Genomic DNA, 17,999 nt, shown 5'->3' on the forward strand with positions numbered 1-17,999 from the left:
ACACTGCCGCTGACCAGGGCAGCGATCGCTTGCGTCAGCACCTTCTCGCCTACCGCACGAGCGCTCGACGTTTCACTATCATCCAACGGCAGAATACAGACACGGCTTGCCCGTGGTCCCGACCCAACTCGCGGCGGCCGCGGGGTCAGTGGTGTCGTTGGCGGAGTGTTTGGCTTGGCGGTTCGCCGAAGCGGTCGGCGTAGGTTCGTGCGAATCGGCCGAGGTGGTGAAACTGCCATTTCCGGGCGATGTCCGCGACGGTTGTCGCGGCGTCGTCTTCGAGGTCGCTTCGGGCGCCATCGAGACGCACGTTCCGCAGATATTGCATCGGCGTGAGCCGATAGGTGCGGGCGAAGGCGCTTTGTAGACCGCGCATGCTCATGCCGGAGGCGGCTACGAGATCTTGCAGCGAGAGGGCGGTGTGCGCTTCGCGGTGGATCAGTTCCACGGCGCGGGCGAGTGGTGTGGTTGCGCCATTCGGTGCGACTCGCACGCGGAAGGTGTCGAGGACGGCGTCCGCGATCCGTGTGTTCAGTGCCGCCCGTGGGTCGCCCTCGACTGCACCGTTGATCAGTTCGGGTGTGCTCTGGTGGAGCGTTTCTCGCAGCCGACGCAGCGCGTCGGGGTCGGTGTGTTGTTCGTCGAAGAGGAGCGGGCTGCGCAGGTAGATGCCGCGGCTGCTGAGACGTCGGCGGAGTAGCTGGTCGGACAGGTGCAGCATCGATATCTTGCGGGTGTCGGCGGCGAAGTCGTAGACGATGCTGCTTGAGAGGAACATCGGCCGGCCCGGAATGGCGGTGATGGTGTCGCCGGCTTCAGTGGTGATGGTCGCGGTGCCGTCCGCAATCCAGAAGACGATGTGTTCGGGACGCGGCCGCATGCGACCCGTCCGGGTGCCATCAACGACGGCCCCGCGCATTGACACGTCCGCGTCGCCGGCGCTGACGTACTGGAATTGGTCGAGGGAACCTTCGACACCGTCCGCGAGGCCGTACGTTTCCTCGAGTTCGGCACCACGGTGTTCACTGACCGCCACCACTCGCATCTTCCGGAACGTGGGCGGCCGCTCCGGGAGCGGCGTCGCCGTCACCGAAACATCGTGACATCGCATGGGTCGAACCCCAAGTCCAGGGCCGGCATGCGCTGCGGCTTGCGGATAGGTCGGTGGAACCAGAATCGGGACCTGGCTGCCTCTGTCGGTACGACCTGTTCGTGCTCGACACTGGCACTCTTTGAGAGCCCCGGCGTTGGGCCAGATGTTGGCTTCCTGATCCTCCTCATGGTCCTGCTCTCCGGATGCTCTGCCACCTGCCCGGTCGGGAGTCGACCGTCGCCCGCGTTCGGGCTCGCGTCGATGAGCTATCCACCCAGGCGCATCGCAGCCAGACCGTCGGTTGCGGTGTTGGTGCGGCAGGGCACGAGGCTCAGCTTCTCGGACGTTGTGCGCTGCTGCGGTATCCGAATCTCGCGCACCTTGGTTCGATGGGAAGCCCGGGATCGCGACCGTCTCAACTCGGAACCGAGATAGGTCTCGACCCGGCACCGTATTGGAGGGTGATGAAACAGATCGGCTACGGGTCGGCGACGATCCTCGTCAGCGATGCGGCGGCGTCGGCGGTGCTGCATTACGCGGCGATCCTCGCCCAGACCGGCGGGGGAGACGTCGTTGACATCCCCACCTCTGACGATGATGGCGTAGCCGCGAATGCGACCGTGGTGCTTGGGCCGGGTATCCCCGTTATGGCGACTAACGCTCCCGACGACGTTCTGGAAAGCGAAGACCAGGACTTCGTCGACGAGCTCACCGGCCGGGTTGCGGTGGCGCTTGCCGGTGTTCCGATGGGACGTCCGCAGCGCGGGTAAGGTCGCTCCAGGGCGGCGCTGACTCGATGCCCTCTCCAGTCTGTAATGGGAAGTGTCGCTGCCGCTGTTGGTCCGGTCCCCGGCGCTGGCCGACTCTGCGCACGCAAACGGCACCTCGTCGACTGCGTCGACCCGGCCAGTTCGATCGTCCCGGTCATGTGGCGCAGTGGGAGCGGCGGGCGCGTCTGGGATGCCGACAGCACGCAGACGGCCCCGCGACCAGGGTCGCGGGGCCGTCGATCGTGCGGGTCGATCAGATGCGGCCGACGGTGCGGCGACGACGACGCAGCAGGACCATGAGCGTTGCACCCGCGGCGAGCAGCGCGGCGGCGATGCTCAGCGGGACGGTCGGGTCCGAGCCGGTGAACGCGAGCTCACCGGTGGGCTGGTCGGTTCCGCCGCCACCGCCACCGCCACCGCCTGCTGGGCCGCTCGGGGTTGCGGTGGGCACCACTGCGGGTGCCGTCGGGGTGGGTGTCGCGGTGGGCACCGGTGCCGGGGCACGGACCGTGATGGTGACCGTCTCGGTGTCGTCCGGGCTGGTGCCATTCGACGCCGTGATCGTCACGGTCGAGGTGCCCGGGGTTGTCGGGGTGCCGGAGATGACGCCGGTGGTGCTGTCGATCGTCAGGCCGTCGGGCAGGCCCGTGGCGGTGAAGGTCGGGTTCGGGGTACCGGTCGCGGTGACGGTGGACGAGTAGGGCACGTCGACGGTGCCGTCGGACGGGTTGCCCGAGGTGATGGTCGGCGACTCGGACGGCGTGCCCGGTGCGGGGCAGCCGTTGGAGGCCGTGATCGTGTTCGTGTCGAGGGTGACCGCACCGGTGCGGGCCAGCAGGCGGCCCTGCACGGTCGCGCCGGTGGTGGCGGTCACGGACTGCTGCGCCAGGACGGTGCCCTGGAACTGGGCGCCGGTGCCGACGGTGGCGGAGCTGCCGACCTGCCAGAACACGTTGCACGAGCTGGCGCCGCCGGTGATCACGATCTGGCTGGCGGACCCGATGGTCAGGGTCGACGCGGCCTGGAACACCCACACGGAGTTCGCGCTGCCGGCGAGGGTCAGCGCACCGTTGTTCGCCAGGGCGAGGGCGCCGCCGGAGTACACGCCGGGTGAGAGCGAGAGGCCGTTCAGCTCGGTGAGACCGGTCTGGGTCGGGGAGAGCGACGCGGCGACGTTGTACGCGGTGGTGGTGTCGCGCTGGGCCTGCGCCGCTGCGGCGTCGGTCTGGTGCGTGGTGCCGTTGACGACGCCGTTCGGTGCGCCGCCGAAGCCGGTGATGGACGTGCCCGGCGACAACCCGAGGTCGCCGTTGATCACGGAGGGGCCGGTGTTCGTGACCGCGCTCGCGCCGAGGACGCCGTAGGTCGATGCGGTTCCGAGGTTGACCGGACCGTCGATGACCGTCGCGGCGGATGCTGCAGAGGTGGTCATGAGCGCCATTGCGGCAGCGAGCCCGACACCGGTGAATGCGATCAGAGCGGGGCGAAGAAAACGGGACGTGGCCATGCTTGGCACCTGCCTAGGACGGAGAACCACGGTGCGCGCATCGGCGACGGGCGCGTGATCTCCGGTCAGCGAAGTATGCGCGCGATCACGTCTCGTCGCAGCAATCCGTGCAGAACCGGTAGTGATTCTGGCCGAAAGCGACGGGAACTGGCCAGCCCCAGGGCCGTGGGTGTCGCGCTCAACCCGAGAGAGGGACACCCACGCGTCGACTGCGGTACCCAAACCTTCGCCGACTTGGTTGACGCTTCTGCTGTATCAACGTCCTTGAGTTCTACGCGCCGGAACGCCATTCACCTAGCCGCCGAGACGGATTGCCAGGTTCGGTGCACATCAGGGTGCTGCAGACGATGCACCTGTTGGCAGAACTGGGAACGGCCGGACCGTCAGTGTCGTGACGGTCCGGCCGGAGCCCCTGTGATAGCGCTCGCATGGAGCGTATCCGGGTGGTGGGGTGGTGTCAGTGGGCGGCGTCGTATGCGTCGCGGACGGCCTGGCTGATGCGGCCGCGGGAGGACACTTCGTGGCCGTTCGCGTTCGCCCACTCGCGGATCTTCGCGAGCTCTTCCGAGTTGCCCCGCTTCGGTGCGCTGCTGGTGCTGGTGCTGGTGCGGCCGGAGCGGCCGGTGACCTTGCGGGCGGCGGCGATGTAGTCGGAGAACGCTTCGCGGAGCGCGTCGGCGTTGTCGTCGGTGAGGTCGATTTCGTAGTGTGCGCCATCGAAGCCGAAGGTGATGGTGCGGCCGTGTCCGTCTTCGATGGTGTCGCCGGTGAGGTCGTCGACGAGGTGCGTGGTGACTTTCTGCGCCATGGTGAGGTCGCCTTTCGCTCGGGGATCGCCTCCACCTTGGCATAGCTGATTCCGTAGCACGTTGCGTTCGTTCTTCTTCGGATCGGTCAGTCGGGCAGACTGGGCGGTGATGTCTGATTCGTCGCCAGCCGTATCTGGGTATGCCGCTGCTCTTGTCGAGTTGAAACGGCAGGTGCGGGCTGCCCGGTTCACGGCGCAGCGCCGCGTGAACACGGAACTGATTCGTCTCTACTGGGGGATCGGCGAGACGATCTTGCAGCGCCAGGGTGATGAGGGGTGGGGGAGCAACGTCATCGGCCGGCTCGCAACGGACCTGCGCGCTGAGTTCCCGGAGATGAAGGGGCTCTCCCGCGCGAACCTGTTCTACATGCGCCGGTTCGCGGGGGAGTGGGCGGCGGACGCAGTTGTCCAACAGCCTGTTGGACAATTGCCGTGGGGGCACATCACCGTCCTCCTTGACCGACTCGATGACCATGAGCTCCGCGACTGGTACGCCGGCCAGGCGGCCGCGCACGGGTGGTCGCGGAATGTGCTCGAGCACCAGATCCGCTCCGACGCGCACACGCGGCTGCAGGCGGCGCCGACGAACTTCGCCGAGGTGCTGCCACCGGGGGAGTCGGATCTGGCGCAGCAGATCACGAAGGACCCGTACGTGCTGGATTTCCTTGCCCTCGACGGGGACGCGAAGGAACGCCACCTCGAGCAGGCACTCGTCGACCGGATCATCGACACCCTCCGCGAGCTCGGCGAGGGGTTCGCGTTCGTGGGCCGGCAGGTGCACTTCGATGTCGACGGCGATGACTTCTACGTCGACCTGCTCTTCTTCCACGTCGAGCAGCTCCGGTACGTGGTCATCGAGCTCAAGACCGGGAAGTTCAAACCCGAGTACCTCGGACAGCTCGGGTTCTACGTCGCCCTCGTCGACGACCAGCTCCGCCGGCCCCAGCACGCTGACACCGTCGGACTGCTGTTGGTCGCGGACAAAAACGACGCCGTCGTCCGGTACTCCCTCGCGGGGCAGCAGACCCCGATCGGTGTCGCCAGCTACGACCTCCTCCCACCAGCGGTCCGCGCTGCGCTGCCCTCGGAAGCCGACCTCGCAGCCGCACTGGCGACGGAGACCGACACCCTCGAGCCCTGACCGAGGGTGTGGACACCAGAAGCCTCTCACTGTGTCTCACCGGGGGAACCGTTGCCGGGCAGATCGCCGGGCGGGTCTGTTGCGACACCGAGATCCGCGGATCCTGGCGGGCTCACGAACCGGCCGGGTCTTGTGCGGTAGCCGATTGGCTATCGGGCGATGCCACGCCGTGTGCAGATCGGGTTTTCACTGGTATCTGCTTAGTCGGCCCTACAGCAGTCCCGCAGCGCCGAGCCTGCGTCTCACGATGAATGTCCGCTGTTGCAAAGGATCACAGCACGTTGATGCCGGACTCGCATTGATCTCAGCCTCCGCCCGGTTCCCGACCCACACCACCCTCGTGCATGTGCGTGCTCTCAGCCCACTCGGGGAATCCAATCAGCTTCCTCGTCGCGCTAACTCATATAGTTGTTCGCCAGACGTTCGTCTAGCTGAATGAATCGGCCTCTCGTCTCGTCGTGTCGGAGGAGGGTATTGCCGAACCTCGCACCAACACTTGCAGGGTTACGTCCCCAATATGAAAGCGGTTGGCAACATGATCACTCGCGCTCGTACCATTACGACGCGGCGATTACTCGCAATTGTCGTATTTGCATCAATCTCGACACTTACTGGCCTGGTGGCAGCCCCCGCCCATGCGCTCGACCAGAATGCCGTTACGCGTGCCCGTTCCGGTTCCGTTCTTGAACCGGGCGCGAGCAATTATCGACCAATGGAGGAAGACCAAGCAGACGGCACTTCGCACGCCTGGAGCTATTGGTATACCTTCCCGATTGGGCACGCAAAGCCGTCGCAGATATGGAATCGACTGCAAACGTGTTTCAGCTGCGAGATCCCGGTAACGGGTGCGCCGAGGCAGTTCCCGATGGTCGGCGATAATGTCCCTTTTACCCTGAATCGATTCGGCGATGATGTCGCCAGGTTAGACACCGTCTATAACTATACGGACCCTGCGTCGCAAAATGGCCCCAACTCGGGGATGATTTTCACTGCTACCGAGGGGAACATCGGCGGTGCCGGCTCTGTTCTCAATATTGACTTCTCGGTGCGGGCGACCGACGGTGAAACAGTCATGATTGTTGCCGCGAACGTCGTGAATGACTTCGGCTCATCAGGCCGACGGGACGCTTACTCGAGTTTCGAGCGTCAGCAGTGGGCTCGCGTTGCGGCTAATATCCAACGTAATTCCTCGGAATAGTGAATTCGGTAGATGTCTCCGCTGGGGCGTGTTCCGAGTAATCGGTTCGATGGTCAATGCCCGCTCGCTGGAAGGAAAATCAGTGAATCAATCATCCGACACATCGGTATCCGCGAGCGGTGCCGCTGAGAGTGCCCGTGTCGAAGCGGAAGAGTGCCCGTGTCGAAGCGGAACTGCGCCGGCGGATCGGCGAGCAAGCGCCAGAGGTGCGCCTTGATGGAACTCGTCGGGCGGTGACATTGCTCGGGCGTCCCCACCGCGCAGCGCCCGTCATCCATATCACCGGCACGAATGGAAAGACGTCGACCAGCCGCATGATCGAGAGCCTGTTGCGGGCGGAGGGTCGCCGTACCGGGCTCATGACCAGCCCACACCTCGTGAACCTGAACGAGCGCGTGTGCCTCGACGGTGAACCGATCGACGAAGTTCTCTTCGGAGCTGTCTGAGACGACATGCAACCGAGCTTTGCCATGTCGATGCCGAACTCAAGGCAGAGGGGGCGCCAGCCACTGACCTTATTCGAGGCTTTCACGGTGCTGACCTTTGCCTGTTTCGCGAAGGCTGATATGGACGTCGTTGTCCTCGAGGTGGGCATGGGTGGTGAGTGGGACTGCACGAACGTCGCCGACGGGCAGGTTGCAGTCATCGCGCCAATCGACCTCGACCACACCCAGTTCCTCGGCCCGACCATCGAGGCAATCGCCAAGAACAAAACTGGCATCATCAAAGCCGATGCGTTCGTGGTCAGCAGCGAACAGGTGCGCGAGGCGCGTGCTCCGATTGAGGAAGCGGTCCAGCGGACTCACTCCACCGTCGCCTTCGACGGTGAGGACTTCGGCGTCGATTCTGTGCAGCCCACCCAGACTGGGCAGCGCGTGACGCTCCGCGGGATTGCCGGCACGTACGAAAACATCGACCTGCCGCTTCTCGGCGTCCACCAGGCGCACAACGCAGCCCTCGCCGTGGCCGCCGTCGAGGCGTTCCCAACTGCAGGCAAAGCGCCGCTGCCCCGGGACGTGGTGGCACGCGGGATCGGAGAGGCGCAAGCCCGGGCCGGATGCAGATTGTCTCTCGCGATCCCGTGATTATCCTTGATGCTGCCCACAATCCGCACGGTGCTCGTAGTCTTGCCAGCACGCTCGCCGACCTCGCGCAAGGGCACGTCGTAATCGCCGTGCTCGGCGTCCTGGCCGACGAGGATGCTGCAGGCATCGTCAACGCACTCTCCACCGCAGTCGACCATTTCATCATCACAGCGAGCCATTCCGATCGAGCGGTCCCGCCGGCGAAGCTCGCCAACCTCGTCAGCGAGGTCGTCGGCAAGGACCGGGTGACCGTGGCCCCCGACACGTCAGACGCGCTGACACAAGCACGGCGTCAACTCGAACAAGCATCGAGTCGCAACGACGGACTCATTGTCGTCACAGGATCGATCACGCTCATCGGGGAGGCCCTCGACATCCTTGATCCCGCGGCACGCCTGTCCACGAACGACGGCTCCTGATGGACCCTGCGCTGACAGCTATTCTCAGGCCCGCAGGAGCCGGTACTTCGGTCATTCCCTCACGGCCAGCAGTATTCCGGCACCAGGACCAGCCGCTCTCTGGATCGTCGTCGAGAACGTCGACATGTTCGCCTGATTTTGCGGGGAGCTCGGTGGTGTCGTACTTGCCGCGGACGAGGCCCACCGAGCTGTCGATGTCGATGCTGATGCTGATGTGACGTGCGGGCACCCACCCCGTTCCCTGTGATGCCGTCACGAACACGAACACGAACACGAACACGAAGACAGACCACTCCGTGTCCCGCTCCCCAACCTGCACGGCCGCCGGCGCCAAGGGCTCCTTGCGGTGACTGGGTGGCGTATAGGCCTCTGCAACAGGCTGTTGCAGAACTGCTCGCCGGGGTGTGGGGGAAGCCCGTCGGGAGTAATGCGACGCTCCCCTGGCACGAGAGGGCGAAGGGTGTAAAACTGGTGGCATGACGGTATCAACCGAGGTGCAGCACGGTCGAGTCACGCGGCTTGACATCCATGAGCTCGTCCGCGAGCTCAATGGTGCGCTCGGTCCGACACTGGTCGCGGCTGCGACGGGAAGCAAGGACCGTAAGCTTCCCATCAAATGGGCCAATGACGATGGGCCCCGTCCCGGCCCCGACTTCGAACGCCGTCTGCGCCTGATGTCGAGGACGTGGGGTGTCGTCGCCGAGCACGAAGGAGCCCACGTCGCTCGGGCCTGGTTCATCGGCGCGAACCCCTTCCTCGGGGAGCGCACGCCCTTGACCGCGATCCGCGACGACGATGCCGCTCAGCTCGGCCGTGCCGCGCAGGCCTTCATCGACGGCACTGACGACGCGTGACCGTCCGTGCACCGCGGACATGCACCGCGACCGGACTTCGGTTGCTTCCATGCACTGGTGACATCGGGCACCGCATTGCGAAGAACACCTACGCCCCGATATCCGCGCCGACTCGCCACGACACCGGCGACAACCACACTGAGCGCTCCAGCTGGGGCCGCTATGACGCAGTGGGCACCGAAACGCTCTACACCGCGGGCTCCCGCGCGGGTGCGCTGGCCGAGGTCCTCTCGAGCTTCAAGCTGCCGCTCGGGACCGGCAGCGCGCTCGAGGTCGACGCTCGAGCGTTAGGACTCACGCTCGAAGAGTTCCTCGTCGACGTCGCGGCTGACTGGGAGGAGCGATCCTTCATGCAGACCGGAGCGCTGCCCCGATCCTGGCGAGACGACCGCGCCGCATTGCTGATCCGCCAGCCGGCGGCGGGCTGGCTGGTCGACGTCGAGCATCCCGACTCGATCAGCGCACTCGAGCCGATTCTCACAACGCACCTTCTTGTCGGCGGTTACGCCACCTTCACGACCGCCGCGCTGCGCAGCGATGATCGAGCCCTCACCACCGCCATCGCCGACATCGTCCACGACGCCAGCCTCGATGATGGCTCCCAGCCGATGGGCATCCACTTCGGAAGCAAGTTCGGCGGCTCGTGGTGCCGAGCGTTCTGGCTCGACCGTGCCTCAGGCGACCTCACGGTCACCGGCACCGCGCCGATCACGCTCGACAACCCCGACTTCCTCACCGCGACCCGCCGCTTCGGCATCCGCGCGTTCTAGAACTGCCGGCGCCGGCGTCCTCGACGCCCGATTCGGACGTGCCAAAGTGGCTCACCTTCGAGCCGAAGCCCACGCGCCAGCGCCGCGACCAACTCGACTGGATTGAGGCCAAGCGCAAGGAACTCAATGCGCTCCGCGGGCGAGCAGGGGAGCGGCTCACCGACAACACGTTGATCCGCGTCGCAATCGATCTTCTGATCGTGAACGGCGAGCGACTGCAGGGCACCACCGAGGCCGAGCTGCGCGCGTCGCTGGGTATCAACGACGACGCGCTGCCCGAGTGAGTTTGGAGCTTGTAACTTCTAACTCCAAACCTCAAGCGTGGTAGCGCCTCGCTCGCCTGCGAGCTGTTGAACTTCGCTGCACTGCGGCTGTCGGAGTTGCGTTCGTCCTTCAACGCGGTCGGCGCCGCTGGAATGCCGAAAGGTCTTGTGTCTCCGGCTTCCAGTCAGCCGGTCGCGACTCGAACTCGGTCAGGGATAGGGGGGGGCTGGGATCGTCGCCTTGCACAAAGGCCATCAACGCTTTCTCACGCATGAACACCGCTTCGCGCGCACGTGTTGTGGACACCCCGCTGTGCGCGGCGACCGCCACCAGCAGTACCCGTGCCGACGCGAGCACCGCGAACGTCGGCATGCCGAACCGCTCCACTTCGCTCGACAGCCTCTCGTCCGTGAGTCCGTCCAACACGCTCGGCAGGAACCACGCCTTTGAGTGCGTGCCACCGCTCCCCATGTTCCAGTGGTGCGCGTCGGCTTTGAGGTAGCGCTTGGCGGCGTCGGTGGCGTTGAACATGACGTTCTCGCGGTGGCCGTCGTAAGCGAGCGACGGTGTGGACCCCTTGTGGAGCGGCGTGAGCTCGACGCCGTACCTCACGAGCATGGAGCGGAAGCCTTCGACGCCCTCGTGAATCTCAGCGGCACGGTGACCGATGATCGAACGAGGGAATGCCGCGGAGTTGCGTTCCGACCCTATCGAAGGCATCGAGCTGCCGAGCGAGGATTCGGAGCATGGTGCGCGCCGGGGCGGCGTCGGCATTATGCACGTAGCAAAGCGTCAGAACGGCCTCGATCAGCGCACGCTGGAGCGTCACGAGCGACGTCGACGCCACGCCGGCTTCCATGATCAGCTGCATCGCGTGCGCGTGCGCGTGCGCGTGCTCGTCGATCGCGGTCAGGAGACGTGTGGCGTCTTCCAGCGACTCGTCGGCCATGAACCGGAAGAATCCCGCGATATCCGCTTCGTCGATGCCGGCGACCCAGTGGATGAGCCGGCCACGGCCGGACGAGTCCTCGCCTTCGTCGCGACGCTCCACGGCTTCGACAATGGCTGCGGCGACGTCTTCTCGAGTGCGTTTGAGTAGCCGGGCACAGTAGGTCGCTGGCGTAACGGCGCTCATCGACTAAGCCTCGACGCGGGGGAGCGTGAGGTCGGGAGCCTCGGCGACCGGGTTCCGGTCGAGCGCCCGGTACACCGTCGCGCGTCCGATCCCGAACAGTTCGACGAGCTCCGCGATCGAGTGATCCCCGGCGCGGTGGAGCGCCACGAGGTGACGCTCCTGCGGGGAGAGAGCTTTGGCTTCCGGCCCTTGAGCTTGCCCCGTGCCTTCGCGACCGCCATGCCCTCACGAGTGCGAGCTCGGATGAGGTCGGCTTCGAACTCGGCGACCATGCCCAGCACGTTGAATAGCAGCCGGCCGACGGGGTCGGTCGGGTCCAAGACAGCGCCGCCGATGTTCAACCGCACCTGGCGGCGAGTGAGCTCCTCGGCTATGTCTGTCGCGTCCCGCAGGGAGCGCGCGAGGCGATCGAGTTTGGTGACGACCAAAGTGTCGCCGGGGCGGCATGCTGCCAGGACCGACGTGAGCCCCGGTCGGTCCCGTCGAGTGCCCGTCATCCCTTTGTCGGTGAACACGCATCCGCTGGCACTCCGAGTGTCACGAGCGCGTCGGTCTGCGCGGTGAGATCTTGCCCGGCCGTTGAGACGCGGGCGTACCGAGGGTCCATCCGGTTCCCATGCTGCCAGTCTCATCTAGGGCACCCTCACCGGAATCTATTTCGGACCACCTATCCGAGACTTACTTAGTGCAGGCGATTGCTGTCATCGTCCTCCTGCTCGACCCGTCTCGGAAGGGGATCCCGCAGATGCCTTGAACGTCTACGCTCCGTGAGGCTCGACTTCGGTGACGATGTCCCCACGCGAAATCATCTGTAGGTGCAAGGGTTGGTTGAATACGCGGCCGGTAACGGAGGCGACGGCTTCGCGGAGGTATGGGAAGACCGTCATCACGCCGACTTCATTCGCGAAGAGCTGCACGGCGCGGGTGGTGAGTGCGAAGTCCTCGGTGAGAGCGTATTCGCCGGCCACGCTCACTTTTGCTTCTCCTATGGCCAAGGTGAGGGAAGCGTTGAGACGGATGCCGAAGCTGTCGGCGTCGCTGCGCTGCTGCACAGCGATGCGTAGCTGCCCATTTTCGGCGTCGACAGGTTCTTGTGTGGCGTCGTACCGCTTCGCTGACATCTCGTAGTACTCGACGGAACGTAGTTCCGACGCGGCGATCACGGCCTGGACGTCCGCTACATCCTCGGCCGATAGTTCTGTGGACATGCGAGTCAGCTCCGGACCGGCAGCACGGTGGTGGACGCGCCGCTCCAAGCAGGGGCCATAGGTTCGCTGGTCTCCGCGAAGGTGAAGTGCACAAAACGGCCAACGGGAAGGACGGCCTCTCGAGTAACTGGTTCCCACCGTGAGCTGGCCGCGAGCAGTGCGGACTGTCCGACGTCGGGGGAGACGCGGTGCTCGACGATCGCACCGACTGCGTTGGCGTACCGGCGGAGCGAGGACAGTTTGGGGTCGGAGTCGTACCGCTCTAGCTTCGTTACGGCTTGCTGGCTGATACCCAGCAGATCCGCGACCTGCTTCTGCGTCATGCCTGCGTGTCGTCGTTGCGCGATCAAGTCACTCTTCAGCTGCCTATCCGAGCGGGCCAGCAGCTGAGCTCGGGCTTTCGCCAGGACCAAGTTGACTGCAGGACGGAAGACATCGAATCGGGCGGGCATGACCCGCAGCCTACCTCCACAACCTGGAGGTTGTGCAAGCTTACTTGGGGACCCACATTGAGGGGCGGCCCTGGTTGTAGCGGTCTGCTGCGTGCTCGATTTCGGGCTGCTGGGTATCGTTGTGATCCTTGATGTGCCGATGCACGGAGACGAGCTGCGTCGGCAGCTCGGCGGGCTCCCCGTGGTAGAACCGCAGCTTCTTTGACAGTGCCGTCCGACGCAGTTCAAAGATCTCTGGGTCGGTGACGATCGGCGTGATTGGTGTTGTTTCGTCGCCAGAGTCTTCGAGCTGCCCGTGAGCGGCGGCCTCGAAGAGGTCGAGCTGTTCGCCTTCCTCGATGGCTCGCGCAAATGGCGCCAAGCCATCCATCCATGCCTGCAGCTCGATGACCTTCGCGTTGGAAGGGTCGACGTAGTCGCGCCAGACATAGGGGACGTCGTCCGGGGTGCAGCAACGCGAGTCGGATCCCTGGCGTCGTTGACTTCCCATGGCCGCATCGTAGCCAGAAGCCTCGACATGCGTGACTCTCCCAGCGAGCGCTTCTGACGCGCGGGGCTATCGGTGCCCTTCGCGAGTGGTGCCAAATACGACCGTTTCTGGGATGTCTCTTGTTCGGCGTCCCCGTGACGGGCGAGGGCTCGCTGTTCGTCTTGCGATGGCAGTGCCGTAATCAGCGTTGCGCGCCGGGCGGGGAGGCGAGTTTTGCTACTTGTGCCTGAGTGATCGGGATGCAGCCCAGCACCGGAGGAATCTCGGGCGAGCGTGGTGCTCCGTGCGAGATGCCTCTTGGTCGCTCTGGTCGCTTCCGCCCCCGCCAAGACGTTCCGAGAATGACTATTATCGGAACTGATACGGTAGGTGTACACAGTGCCGCTGGCAGGAGCGAGGTCATGTGGACGAGGCGAGCGAGGCGAGCGTCCGAACGAGCTCGCCGGGCGTCCGCGTAGTCGGTCGTGCGGCGTCTGCTGAGGAGCGCGCCGCAGTGGAGCGTTCCCGGACGGCGTTCGCGCGGCTCCGCACCGCAGCGGGGGAGGGGCGCCCGAGCGGCTCGGGTGCCGTGGTGGTGCCGGCGGACGCGTCACCGCAGGTCTTTGCCGAAGCGTCCTTGTCGCCGAACACCGTTCGCGCGTACCGATCGGACCTGCGGCAGTTCGCCCGGTGGCGCGCCGGGTTCCGCGACCACGAGATCTCCGAACCGCATGAGCTCGAGCAGATCACCACGGCACCGGTGGACCCGGCGGAGGTCGCGGCGTTCCTCGCCGACAAGGCCAACGCGGTCCTGCCGGACGGGGCCCAGCGGTACGCACCCGGCACGATCAGTCGTTACGTCGCCGCGATCGACTGGGAGCACGCCCGCCGCGGCCACACCCCACCCGGCACCACGCCGATCGTCCGCGACGTCCTCAAGGGGATCCGCCGCACCCGGTCCGTGCCGGTCCGGCGAGCGAAACCGATGACCTTGAAGGCGCTGCAGACGACCCTGCTGCAGATCGACGTCGCCGACCTGCAGACCGGCGCCCTCGGAACACGAGATCAGGCGTTGCTGCTCTTCGGGTTCGTCGGCGCGTTCCGCGAGTCCGAACTCACCGCACTGACCGTCGGAGATCTCCGCCTCGTCGACGGTGAAGGCGTCTACGCCCGAATCCGGAAGTCGAAAACGGACCAGGACGGTGCCGGCCGCATCAAGGTGCTGCAGCAGGGCGCGAACCCGGTCACCTGCGCCCCGTGCGCGTTCATCCGGCTCTCCCGGCTCATGGCCGCGCAGGACGCACGAGGCGAAGCCGGCCTGTTCGCCGCGCTCACCGGCGCCACCCTTGCCGTCCACGTCTGCACCGACGGGCTCGGCCCGGACCGGCTACCGCCATCGATGCCGTTCTTCCGCGCCGTGTCGAAGTGGGGCCTGTTCCGGAACACCGGCATCAGCCCCACCACGGTCGGCAAAGCCGCCGCCCGCCGCGCACACGCCGCCGGGCTCGGGGAAGAGGGCTGGTCTGGGCACTCCCTCCGTGCCGGGTTCGTCACCGAAGCACGCAACGCCGGCGCGACCGACGTGGAGATCATGAACCAGACCCACCACACCAACGCCTCGACCTTGCAGATCTACGACCGCGAATACACACCCCTGGTCCGCAACGCCGTCACCCGGATGCGGCTATGACCCCGCACACCCCACCCACACCTCACCCCGACACGGAGGTCCTGCTCGAGGCGCACTGGGGCAGGTTCATAGCGTGGTGCAGCGCCACCGGGCACGAGCCGCTGCCGGCGACGGCAGCCACGATCGAGCAGTTCCTGACCCAGTTCCCTGGGGCTGCGTCGACGCAGCGGCTCCGCCGACGCGCGATCCGCGCGCACCACCTCGCCGCCGGCCACCTGAACCCGCTCCCCGTCATCGAAGACCGTGTGTGGCCGCGACCATCACTCACTGACGCCGAGGCTGATGCTGTGGGCGAGGTGCTCGCGGCGATCCCGAAGTACCGGTACCCGATCGGGCTCCGCGGCCGGCGCGACGCGTTCCTCATCGTCCTCCTCGGCGTACTGCGCCTGACCCGCCAGCAGGCGCAAGCCATCACGGCGGACGATGTCGCAGTGACGAGCATCGTGCGCATCCGCGGCACGGTCGTCCCCTCCGCCGACGACCCAGCGGCGTGTGCGGCGTGCGCGGTGACCCGGTGGTTGCGGATTGTGGGCCTGGTCTGGGCCGGATTTAGAGGCGACGTCATCGGCCTGCTCGATCCCACCAAGGGCAATCTCGATCAGCATGACTGCGAGCAGCCACTGCCGGGGCAGTGGCGCCGAGCAGAGCAGCTGCTGTTGCCGTTAGACGTGCACGGCTGGGCCCGTACCGGGCTCACCTTGTCTAGCAGGTCGATGACGAGCATCATCTCCAGTAGACGCGCCGCCGCCGCCGCACACGAGACGGATCGAGAGGCTGTCGGACCGGTGGTTCGCCAACCGTACCGGTTCGCGCAACTCACCTTGCAGGAGACCTACGACGAGCTCGGTGCCGTGGACGCCACCGCTGACGAGATTCTCGCTCGGATCACGGCCCTCTGGAGCGACGCTCGAGCGCTCGACGCTGCCTTCGAATCCAGCGCCAGCACACGGAACCATCAGATCGCAACTGATAGCAACCGATAGCTTTGGGTGAGAGAGTCGGCCGGTACGACCGGAACCGTGTTGACGGGCGACAGCGCCAGCAGCGGGACCAGCGGAGGCACCACCGGCACCGGGAAGACCGGTGGGTCGTCCGCCACCGGCACCTTTCCCGGCGACACGACCCAGACCCGGTACGGTCCGGCGCAGGTCGAGATCGCCGTTGCGAACAGGGGAGATCACTGACGCCACCGCGCTGCAGCTCACGAACAGCGACGGCCGGTCGGTGCAGATCAAGCCAACAGGCCGCCCCAATCCTCCGGCAGGAGGCGCTGCAGGCGCAGTCCGCCCAGATCCAGTCCGTCAGCGGCGCGACCTTCACCAGCGAGGGCTACACGACGTCCGTTCAGTCCGCGATCGACAAGGCCGGACTGTGAGCGGCGTCGCGACTTTCGAGACGATGGGCACCGTCGTGAGTCTCCGGGGCGCGACTCCGGAGACGGCGTCAGCGGTGCGCGCAGTGTTCGCCGGCTACGACCACCGGTACAGCCTCTACGACCCGTCGTACGTGCTCAGCCGTGTCGCCGACGTATCGCTCCGGCTCGCGGACACCCCCACCGAAGTTCGCGACGTGTACGCACTCGCGCTCGACTGGCGGGAACGGACCGGCGGATCGTTCACCCCCCCCACCGCCCCGATGGGGTGATCGACCTTTCCGGCGTCGTCAAGGCGCTCACACCCCGCGATGCCGGTGCGGTTCTCGACACCGCGGAGGGCGGGGCCGGAGACTGGATGATCAGCGCCGGCGGTGACGTCCTCGTTCGTGGCCACCACCGCGGCAACGACCCGTGGAGCGTCGGCGTCATCGATCCGGCTCACCGGGACACCGTTGTCGGCTCGTTCGGCTCGATGCGCCCCGGCGGTCCTCATCGCCATCACGGGCACGCTCGACCGCGGCGGCATCACCCCTGAGCGGTTGTGACGCGGTGATAACGCTGGTCGTAGCAACGGCCTCGGAGAGGCGACAAAGGGTATGAGCCCGATCAACGACGACGAGTACGCGGCGCAGCCGGGCTGCATAGGCTGCGGCAGCGAGTACCGCGCGCCGATCGTTGTCGCTTTGGAAGGCACCGCTGATGATCACGAGCCGCTTTTCGTCTCTCACCGCGTCGGATAGCCGGACGATACAGCCCTTCTATGTCGCCTTGGCAGGTCATCAGCTCCCACGGTACCGACCGCAGCATCACTCAGGTCACACACGCAAATGGCATCGACCGTGATTCCGTCGTCGATCTCACCGGCCCGCAACGCGCGCCCTTTACGCCGCGACCGGACGGAGCCAGCGTCCGATCGGCCCTGACCGCTGTGGATGGGACGGCTGAATCGACTTCCGGGCTGGTCGTTGTTGGAGGTGCTGCGAGGGGTCGCCGTTGCAGCCCGAGGGGCGAAGGTCCCGGCTTTGTGGGTACCTTCGCCCCGTCGTTGTGGATCAGGAGCAGTGCGACTTCCACACCTTCGGGAAGTCGAAGTAGTAGCCGCGGCCGCAGCCTCCGCTCTTGATGAATTCGGCCGATCCAGCCACGACCGCGCCGAGTGCCGCGCACGAGATCTTCGATAGGTCGAGGGTGATGCACACGGCGGCGAGGTAGGTGCCGGCGCCCACGGTGATGATCGTCTTCACGACGGGGCCCGAGATGTAGAACTCGTGGTTGTTCCACCAGTGCTTGCTCTCCGTGATTCCTGCAGCGGTGCCCGAGCTCGCGGGAGGTGCAGCCTGCACCTGGCGGACGTCGTTCTTGCTGAGGTGTGCTGCTGCGACGTCAGCAGTGGTGGTGGCCGAGCCGTCCAGGTTCAGCCACGGGGCGACGGTGTGGCCGTTGGCCGTGAAGCCGGTGCTGGCGAGCTGCTCGAGTGCGTCCGTGGAGACCCGTCCCGCGTCGATGTCCGCGGCGATGGTTCCGTGCTCGATCGATTCGATGACGGCGCTCTGCGCGGCAGTGTGACCTTCGGTGGTGCCGGGGATCGTGGCGGCCGTTGCCGCGGGACTGGGTGCGCCGAGGGCGGCGAGCAGCGTCGCCGTGGCAAAGACGGCGGTGGTGAGCAGGTTCTTCCGCACCCGTGCTGTGGTGCGCGGTCGGACGGCGTGTTCCATCATCGGATCCCTTCGAAATGCTGTTCGGGTGGCGATCACCCGGCAT

At 66.0% G+C, this 17,999-nt stretch carries 24 protein-coding genes and 1 pseudogene; 15 read left to right on the forward strand and 10 right to left on the reverse strand.

What is annotated here, in order from left to right; translation table 11 throughout:
* Positions 1–145: 145 nt before the first annotated feature.
* A complete protein-coding gene (locus tag ACL00U_RS17210; RefSeq protein ID WP_259581547.1) occupies positions 146–1,090 on the reverse strand; it encodes a helix-turn-helix transcriptional regulator in 945 nt (314 codons plus the stop codon).
* A gap of 464 nt (positions 1,091–1,554) precedes the next feature.
* Between ACL00U_RS17210 and ACL00U_RS17215 the strand changes: the two genes are divergently transcribed.
* Positions 1,555–1,863: a hypothetical protein gene (locus tag ACL00U_RS17215; protein ID WP_412874084.1), complete on the forward strand. Its 309-nt coding sequence runs from the start codon at positions 1,555–1,557 to the stop codon at positions 1,861–1,863.
* A 253-nt stretch (positions 1,864–2,116) separates the two neighbouring features.
* Here the strand turns inward: ACL00U_RS17215 and ACL00U_RS17220 are convergent, their stop codons facing one another.
* Together ACL00U_RS17220 and ACL00U_RS17225 are read right to left on the reverse strand one after the other, a co-directional pair.
* On the reverse strand, positions 2,117–3,295 hold the full coding sequence (locus tag ACL00U_RS17220) for an ice-binding family protein (protein ID WP_259581552.1): 1,179 nt from the start codon (positions 3,293–3,295) through the stop codon (positions 2,117–2,119).
* A gap of 532 nt (positions 3,296–3,827) precedes the next feature.
* Positions 3,828–4,178, reverse strand: coding sequence for a histone-like nucleoid-structuring protein Lsr2 (locus tag ACL00U_RS17225; RefSeq protein ID WP_259581598.1), 351 nt, complete (start codon positions 4,176–4,178; stop codon positions 3,828–3,830).
* 109 nt (positions 4,179–4,287) lie between these two features.
* Here ACL00U_RS17225 and ACL00U_RS17230 point away from each other — a divergent pair, with 109 nt between their 5' ends.
* From ACL00U_RS17230 to ACL00U_RS17265, 8 genes are all read left to right on the forward strand, one after another.
* The gene (locus ACL00U_RS17230; protein WP_306573276.1) at positions 4,288–5,319 is read left to right on the forward strand and encodes a PDDEXK nuclease domain-containing protein; all 1,032 of its coding nucleotides are present in this window, start codon (positions 4,288–4,290) and stop codon (positions 5,317–5,319) included.
* A 535-nt stretch (positions 5,320–5,854) separates the two neighbouring features.
* Positions 5,855–6,517, forward strand: coding sequence for a hypothetical protein (locus ACL00U_RS17235; RefSeq protein ID WP_259581557.1), 663 nt, complete (start codon positions 5,855–5,857; stop codon positions 6,515–6,517).
* Between the two features lie 137 nt (positions 6,518–6,654).
* Positions 6,655–6,963 (forward strand): Mur ligase family protein, encoded by a 309-nt coding sequence (locus tag ACL00U_RS17240; protein WP_259581560.1) that lies wholly within the window; start codon positions 6,655–6,657, stop codon positions 6,961–6,963.
* Positions 6,964–7,050: 87 nt separating this feature from the next.
* Positions 7,051–7,602: a Mur ligase family protein gene (locus ACL00U_RS17245; protein ID WP_259581562.1), complete on the forward strand. Its 552-nt coding sequence runs from the start codon at positions 7,051–7,053 to the stop codon at positions 7,600–7,602.
* Positions 7,599–8,021 carry a glutamate ligase domain-containing protein gene (locus tag ACL00U_RS17250; protein WP_259581565.1) on the forward strand — a complete coding sequence of 141 codons (423 nt, stop codon included), beginning with the start codon at positions 7,599–7,601 and terminating at the stop codon, positions 8,019–8,021. The genes ACL00U_RS17245 and ACL00U_RS17250 overlap by 4 nt, the downstream gene beginning before the upstream one ends.
* Positions 8,022–8,497: 476 nt before the next feature.
* Positions 8,498–8,875: a hypothetical protein gene (locus tag ACL00U_RS17255; protein WP_214585463.1), complete on the forward strand. Its 378-nt coding sequence runs from the start codon at positions 8,498–8,500 to the stop codon at positions 8,873–8,875.
* Positions 8,872–9,645, forward strand: a complete 774-nt coding sequence (locus tag ACL00U_RS17260; RefSeq protein WP_214585465.1) for an RES family NAD+ phosphorylase — start codon at positions 8,872–8,874, stop codon at positions 9,643–9,645. The genes ACL00U_RS17255 and ACL00U_RS17260 overlap by 4 nt, the downstream gene beginning before the upstream one ends.
* Positions 9,646–9,683: 38 nt before the next feature.
* Positions 9,684–9,929, forward strand: coding sequence for a hypothetical protein (locus ACL00U_RS17265; protein ID WP_214585467.1), 246 nt, complete (start codon positions 9,684–9,686; stop codon positions 9,927–9,929).
* Between the two features lie 109 nt (positions 9,930–10,038).
* Here the strand turns inward: ACL00U_RS17265 and ACL00U_RS17270 are convergent, their stop codons facing one another.
* The 6 genes and pseudogenes from ACL00U_RS17270 to ACL00U_RS17295 all read right to left on the reverse strand — a co-directional run bounded on the left by ACL00U_RS17270 (position 10,039) and on the right by ACL00U_RS17295 (position 13,194).
* Entirely contained in the window at positions 10,039–10,527 is a 489-nt protein-coding gene (locus ACL00U_RS17270; protein ID WP_214585469.1) for a hypothetical protein, read from the reverse strand.
* A 31-nt stretch (positions 10,528–10,558) separates the two neighbouring features.
* Entirely contained in the window at positions 10,559–11,044 is a 486-nt protein-coding gene (locus ACL00U_RS17275) for a hypothetical protein (protein ID WP_214585471.1), read from the reverse strand.
* Between the two features lie 3 nt (positions 11,045–11,047).
* Positions 11,048–11,651, reverse strand: a pseudogene (locus tag ACL00U_RS17280) (recombinase family protein).
* Positions 11,652–11,802: 151 nt separating this feature from the next.
* Positions 11,803–12,252, reverse strand: a complete 450-nt coding sequence (locus tag ACL00U_RS17285) for a hypothetical protein (protein WP_259581574.1) — start codon at positions 12,250–12,252, stop codon at positions 11,803–11,805.
* Between the two features lie 5 nt (positions 12,253–12,257).
* The gene (locus tag ACL00U_RS17290) at positions 12,258–12,704 is read right to left on the reverse strand and encodes a helix-turn-helix transcriptional regulator (RefSeq protein ID WP_259581577.1); all 447 of its coding nucleotides are present in this window, start codon (positions 12,702–12,704) and stop codon (positions 12,258–12,260) included.
* A gap of 40 nt (positions 12,705–12,744) precedes the next feature.
* Positions 12,745–13,194: a hypothetical protein gene (locus ACL00U_RS17295; protein WP_214585475.1), complete on the reverse strand. Its 450-nt coding sequence runs from the start codon at positions 13,192–13,194 to the stop codon at positions 12,745–12,747.
* Positions 13,195–13,687: 493 nt separating this feature from the next.
* Here ACL00U_RS17295 and ACL00U_RS17300 point away from each other — a divergent pair, with 493 nt between their 5' ends.
* From ACL00U_RS17300 to ACL00U_RS17325, 6 genes are all read left to right on the forward strand, one after another.
* Positions 13,688–14,863, forward strand: a complete 1,176-nt coding sequence (locus tag ACL00U_RS17300) for a tyrosine-type recombinase/integrase (protein WP_259581580.1) — start codon at positions 13,688–13,690, stop codon at positions 14,861–14,863.
* Positions 14,860–15,846: a hypothetical protein gene (locus ACL00U_RS17305; RefSeq protein WP_259581582.1), complete on the forward strand. Its 987-nt coding sequence runs from the start codon at positions 14,860–14,862 to the stop codon at positions 15,844–15,846. The genes ACL00U_RS17300 and ACL00U_RS17305 overlap by 4 nt, the downstream gene beginning before the upstream one ends.
* Positions 15,847–15,848: 2 nt before the next feature.
* Entirely contained in the window at positions 15,849–16,238 is a 390-nt protein-coding gene (locus ACL00U_RS17310) for an FMN-binding protein (protein ID WP_259581585.1), read from the forward strand.
* A 35-nt stretch (positions 16,239–16,273) separates the two neighbouring features.
* Entirely contained in the window at positions 16,274–16,507 is a 234-nt protein-coding gene (locus ACL00U_RS17315) for an FAD:protein FMN transferase (protein WP_259581588.1), read from the forward strand.
* On the forward strand, positions 16,504–16,773 hold the full coding sequence (locus ACL00U_RS17320; protein ID WP_214585482.1) for an FAD:protein FMN transferase: 270 nt from the start codon (positions 16,504–16,506) through the stop codon (positions 16,771–16,773). The genes ACL00U_RS17315 and ACL00U_RS17320 overlap by 4 nt, the downstream gene beginning before the upstream one ends.
* A gap of 61 nt (positions 16,774–16,834) precedes the next feature.
* Complete coding sequence (locus tag ACL00U_RS17325; RefSeq protein WP_259581591.1) at positions 16,835–16,978, forward strand: hypothetical protein; 144 nt, start codon at positions 16,835–16,837, stop codon at positions 16,976–16,978.
* A 312-nt stretch (positions 16,979–17,290) separates the two neighbouring features.
* Here the strand turns inward: ACL00U_RS17325 and ACL00U_RS17330 are convergent, their stop codons facing one another.
* Positions 17,291–17,992, reverse strand: coding sequence for a hypothetical protein (locus ACL00U_RS17330; RefSeq protein WP_262118668.1), 702 nt, complete (start codon positions 17,990–17,992; stop codon positions 17,291–17,293).
* Positions 17,993–17,999 lie beyond the last annotated feature (7 nt).

It is taken from the genome of Curtobacterium poinsettiae (assembly GCF_047226435.1).
GTDB classification, from domain to species: Bacteria; Actinomycetota; Actinomycetes; order Actinomycetales; family Microbacteriaceae; genus Curtobacterium; species Curtobacterium poinsettiae.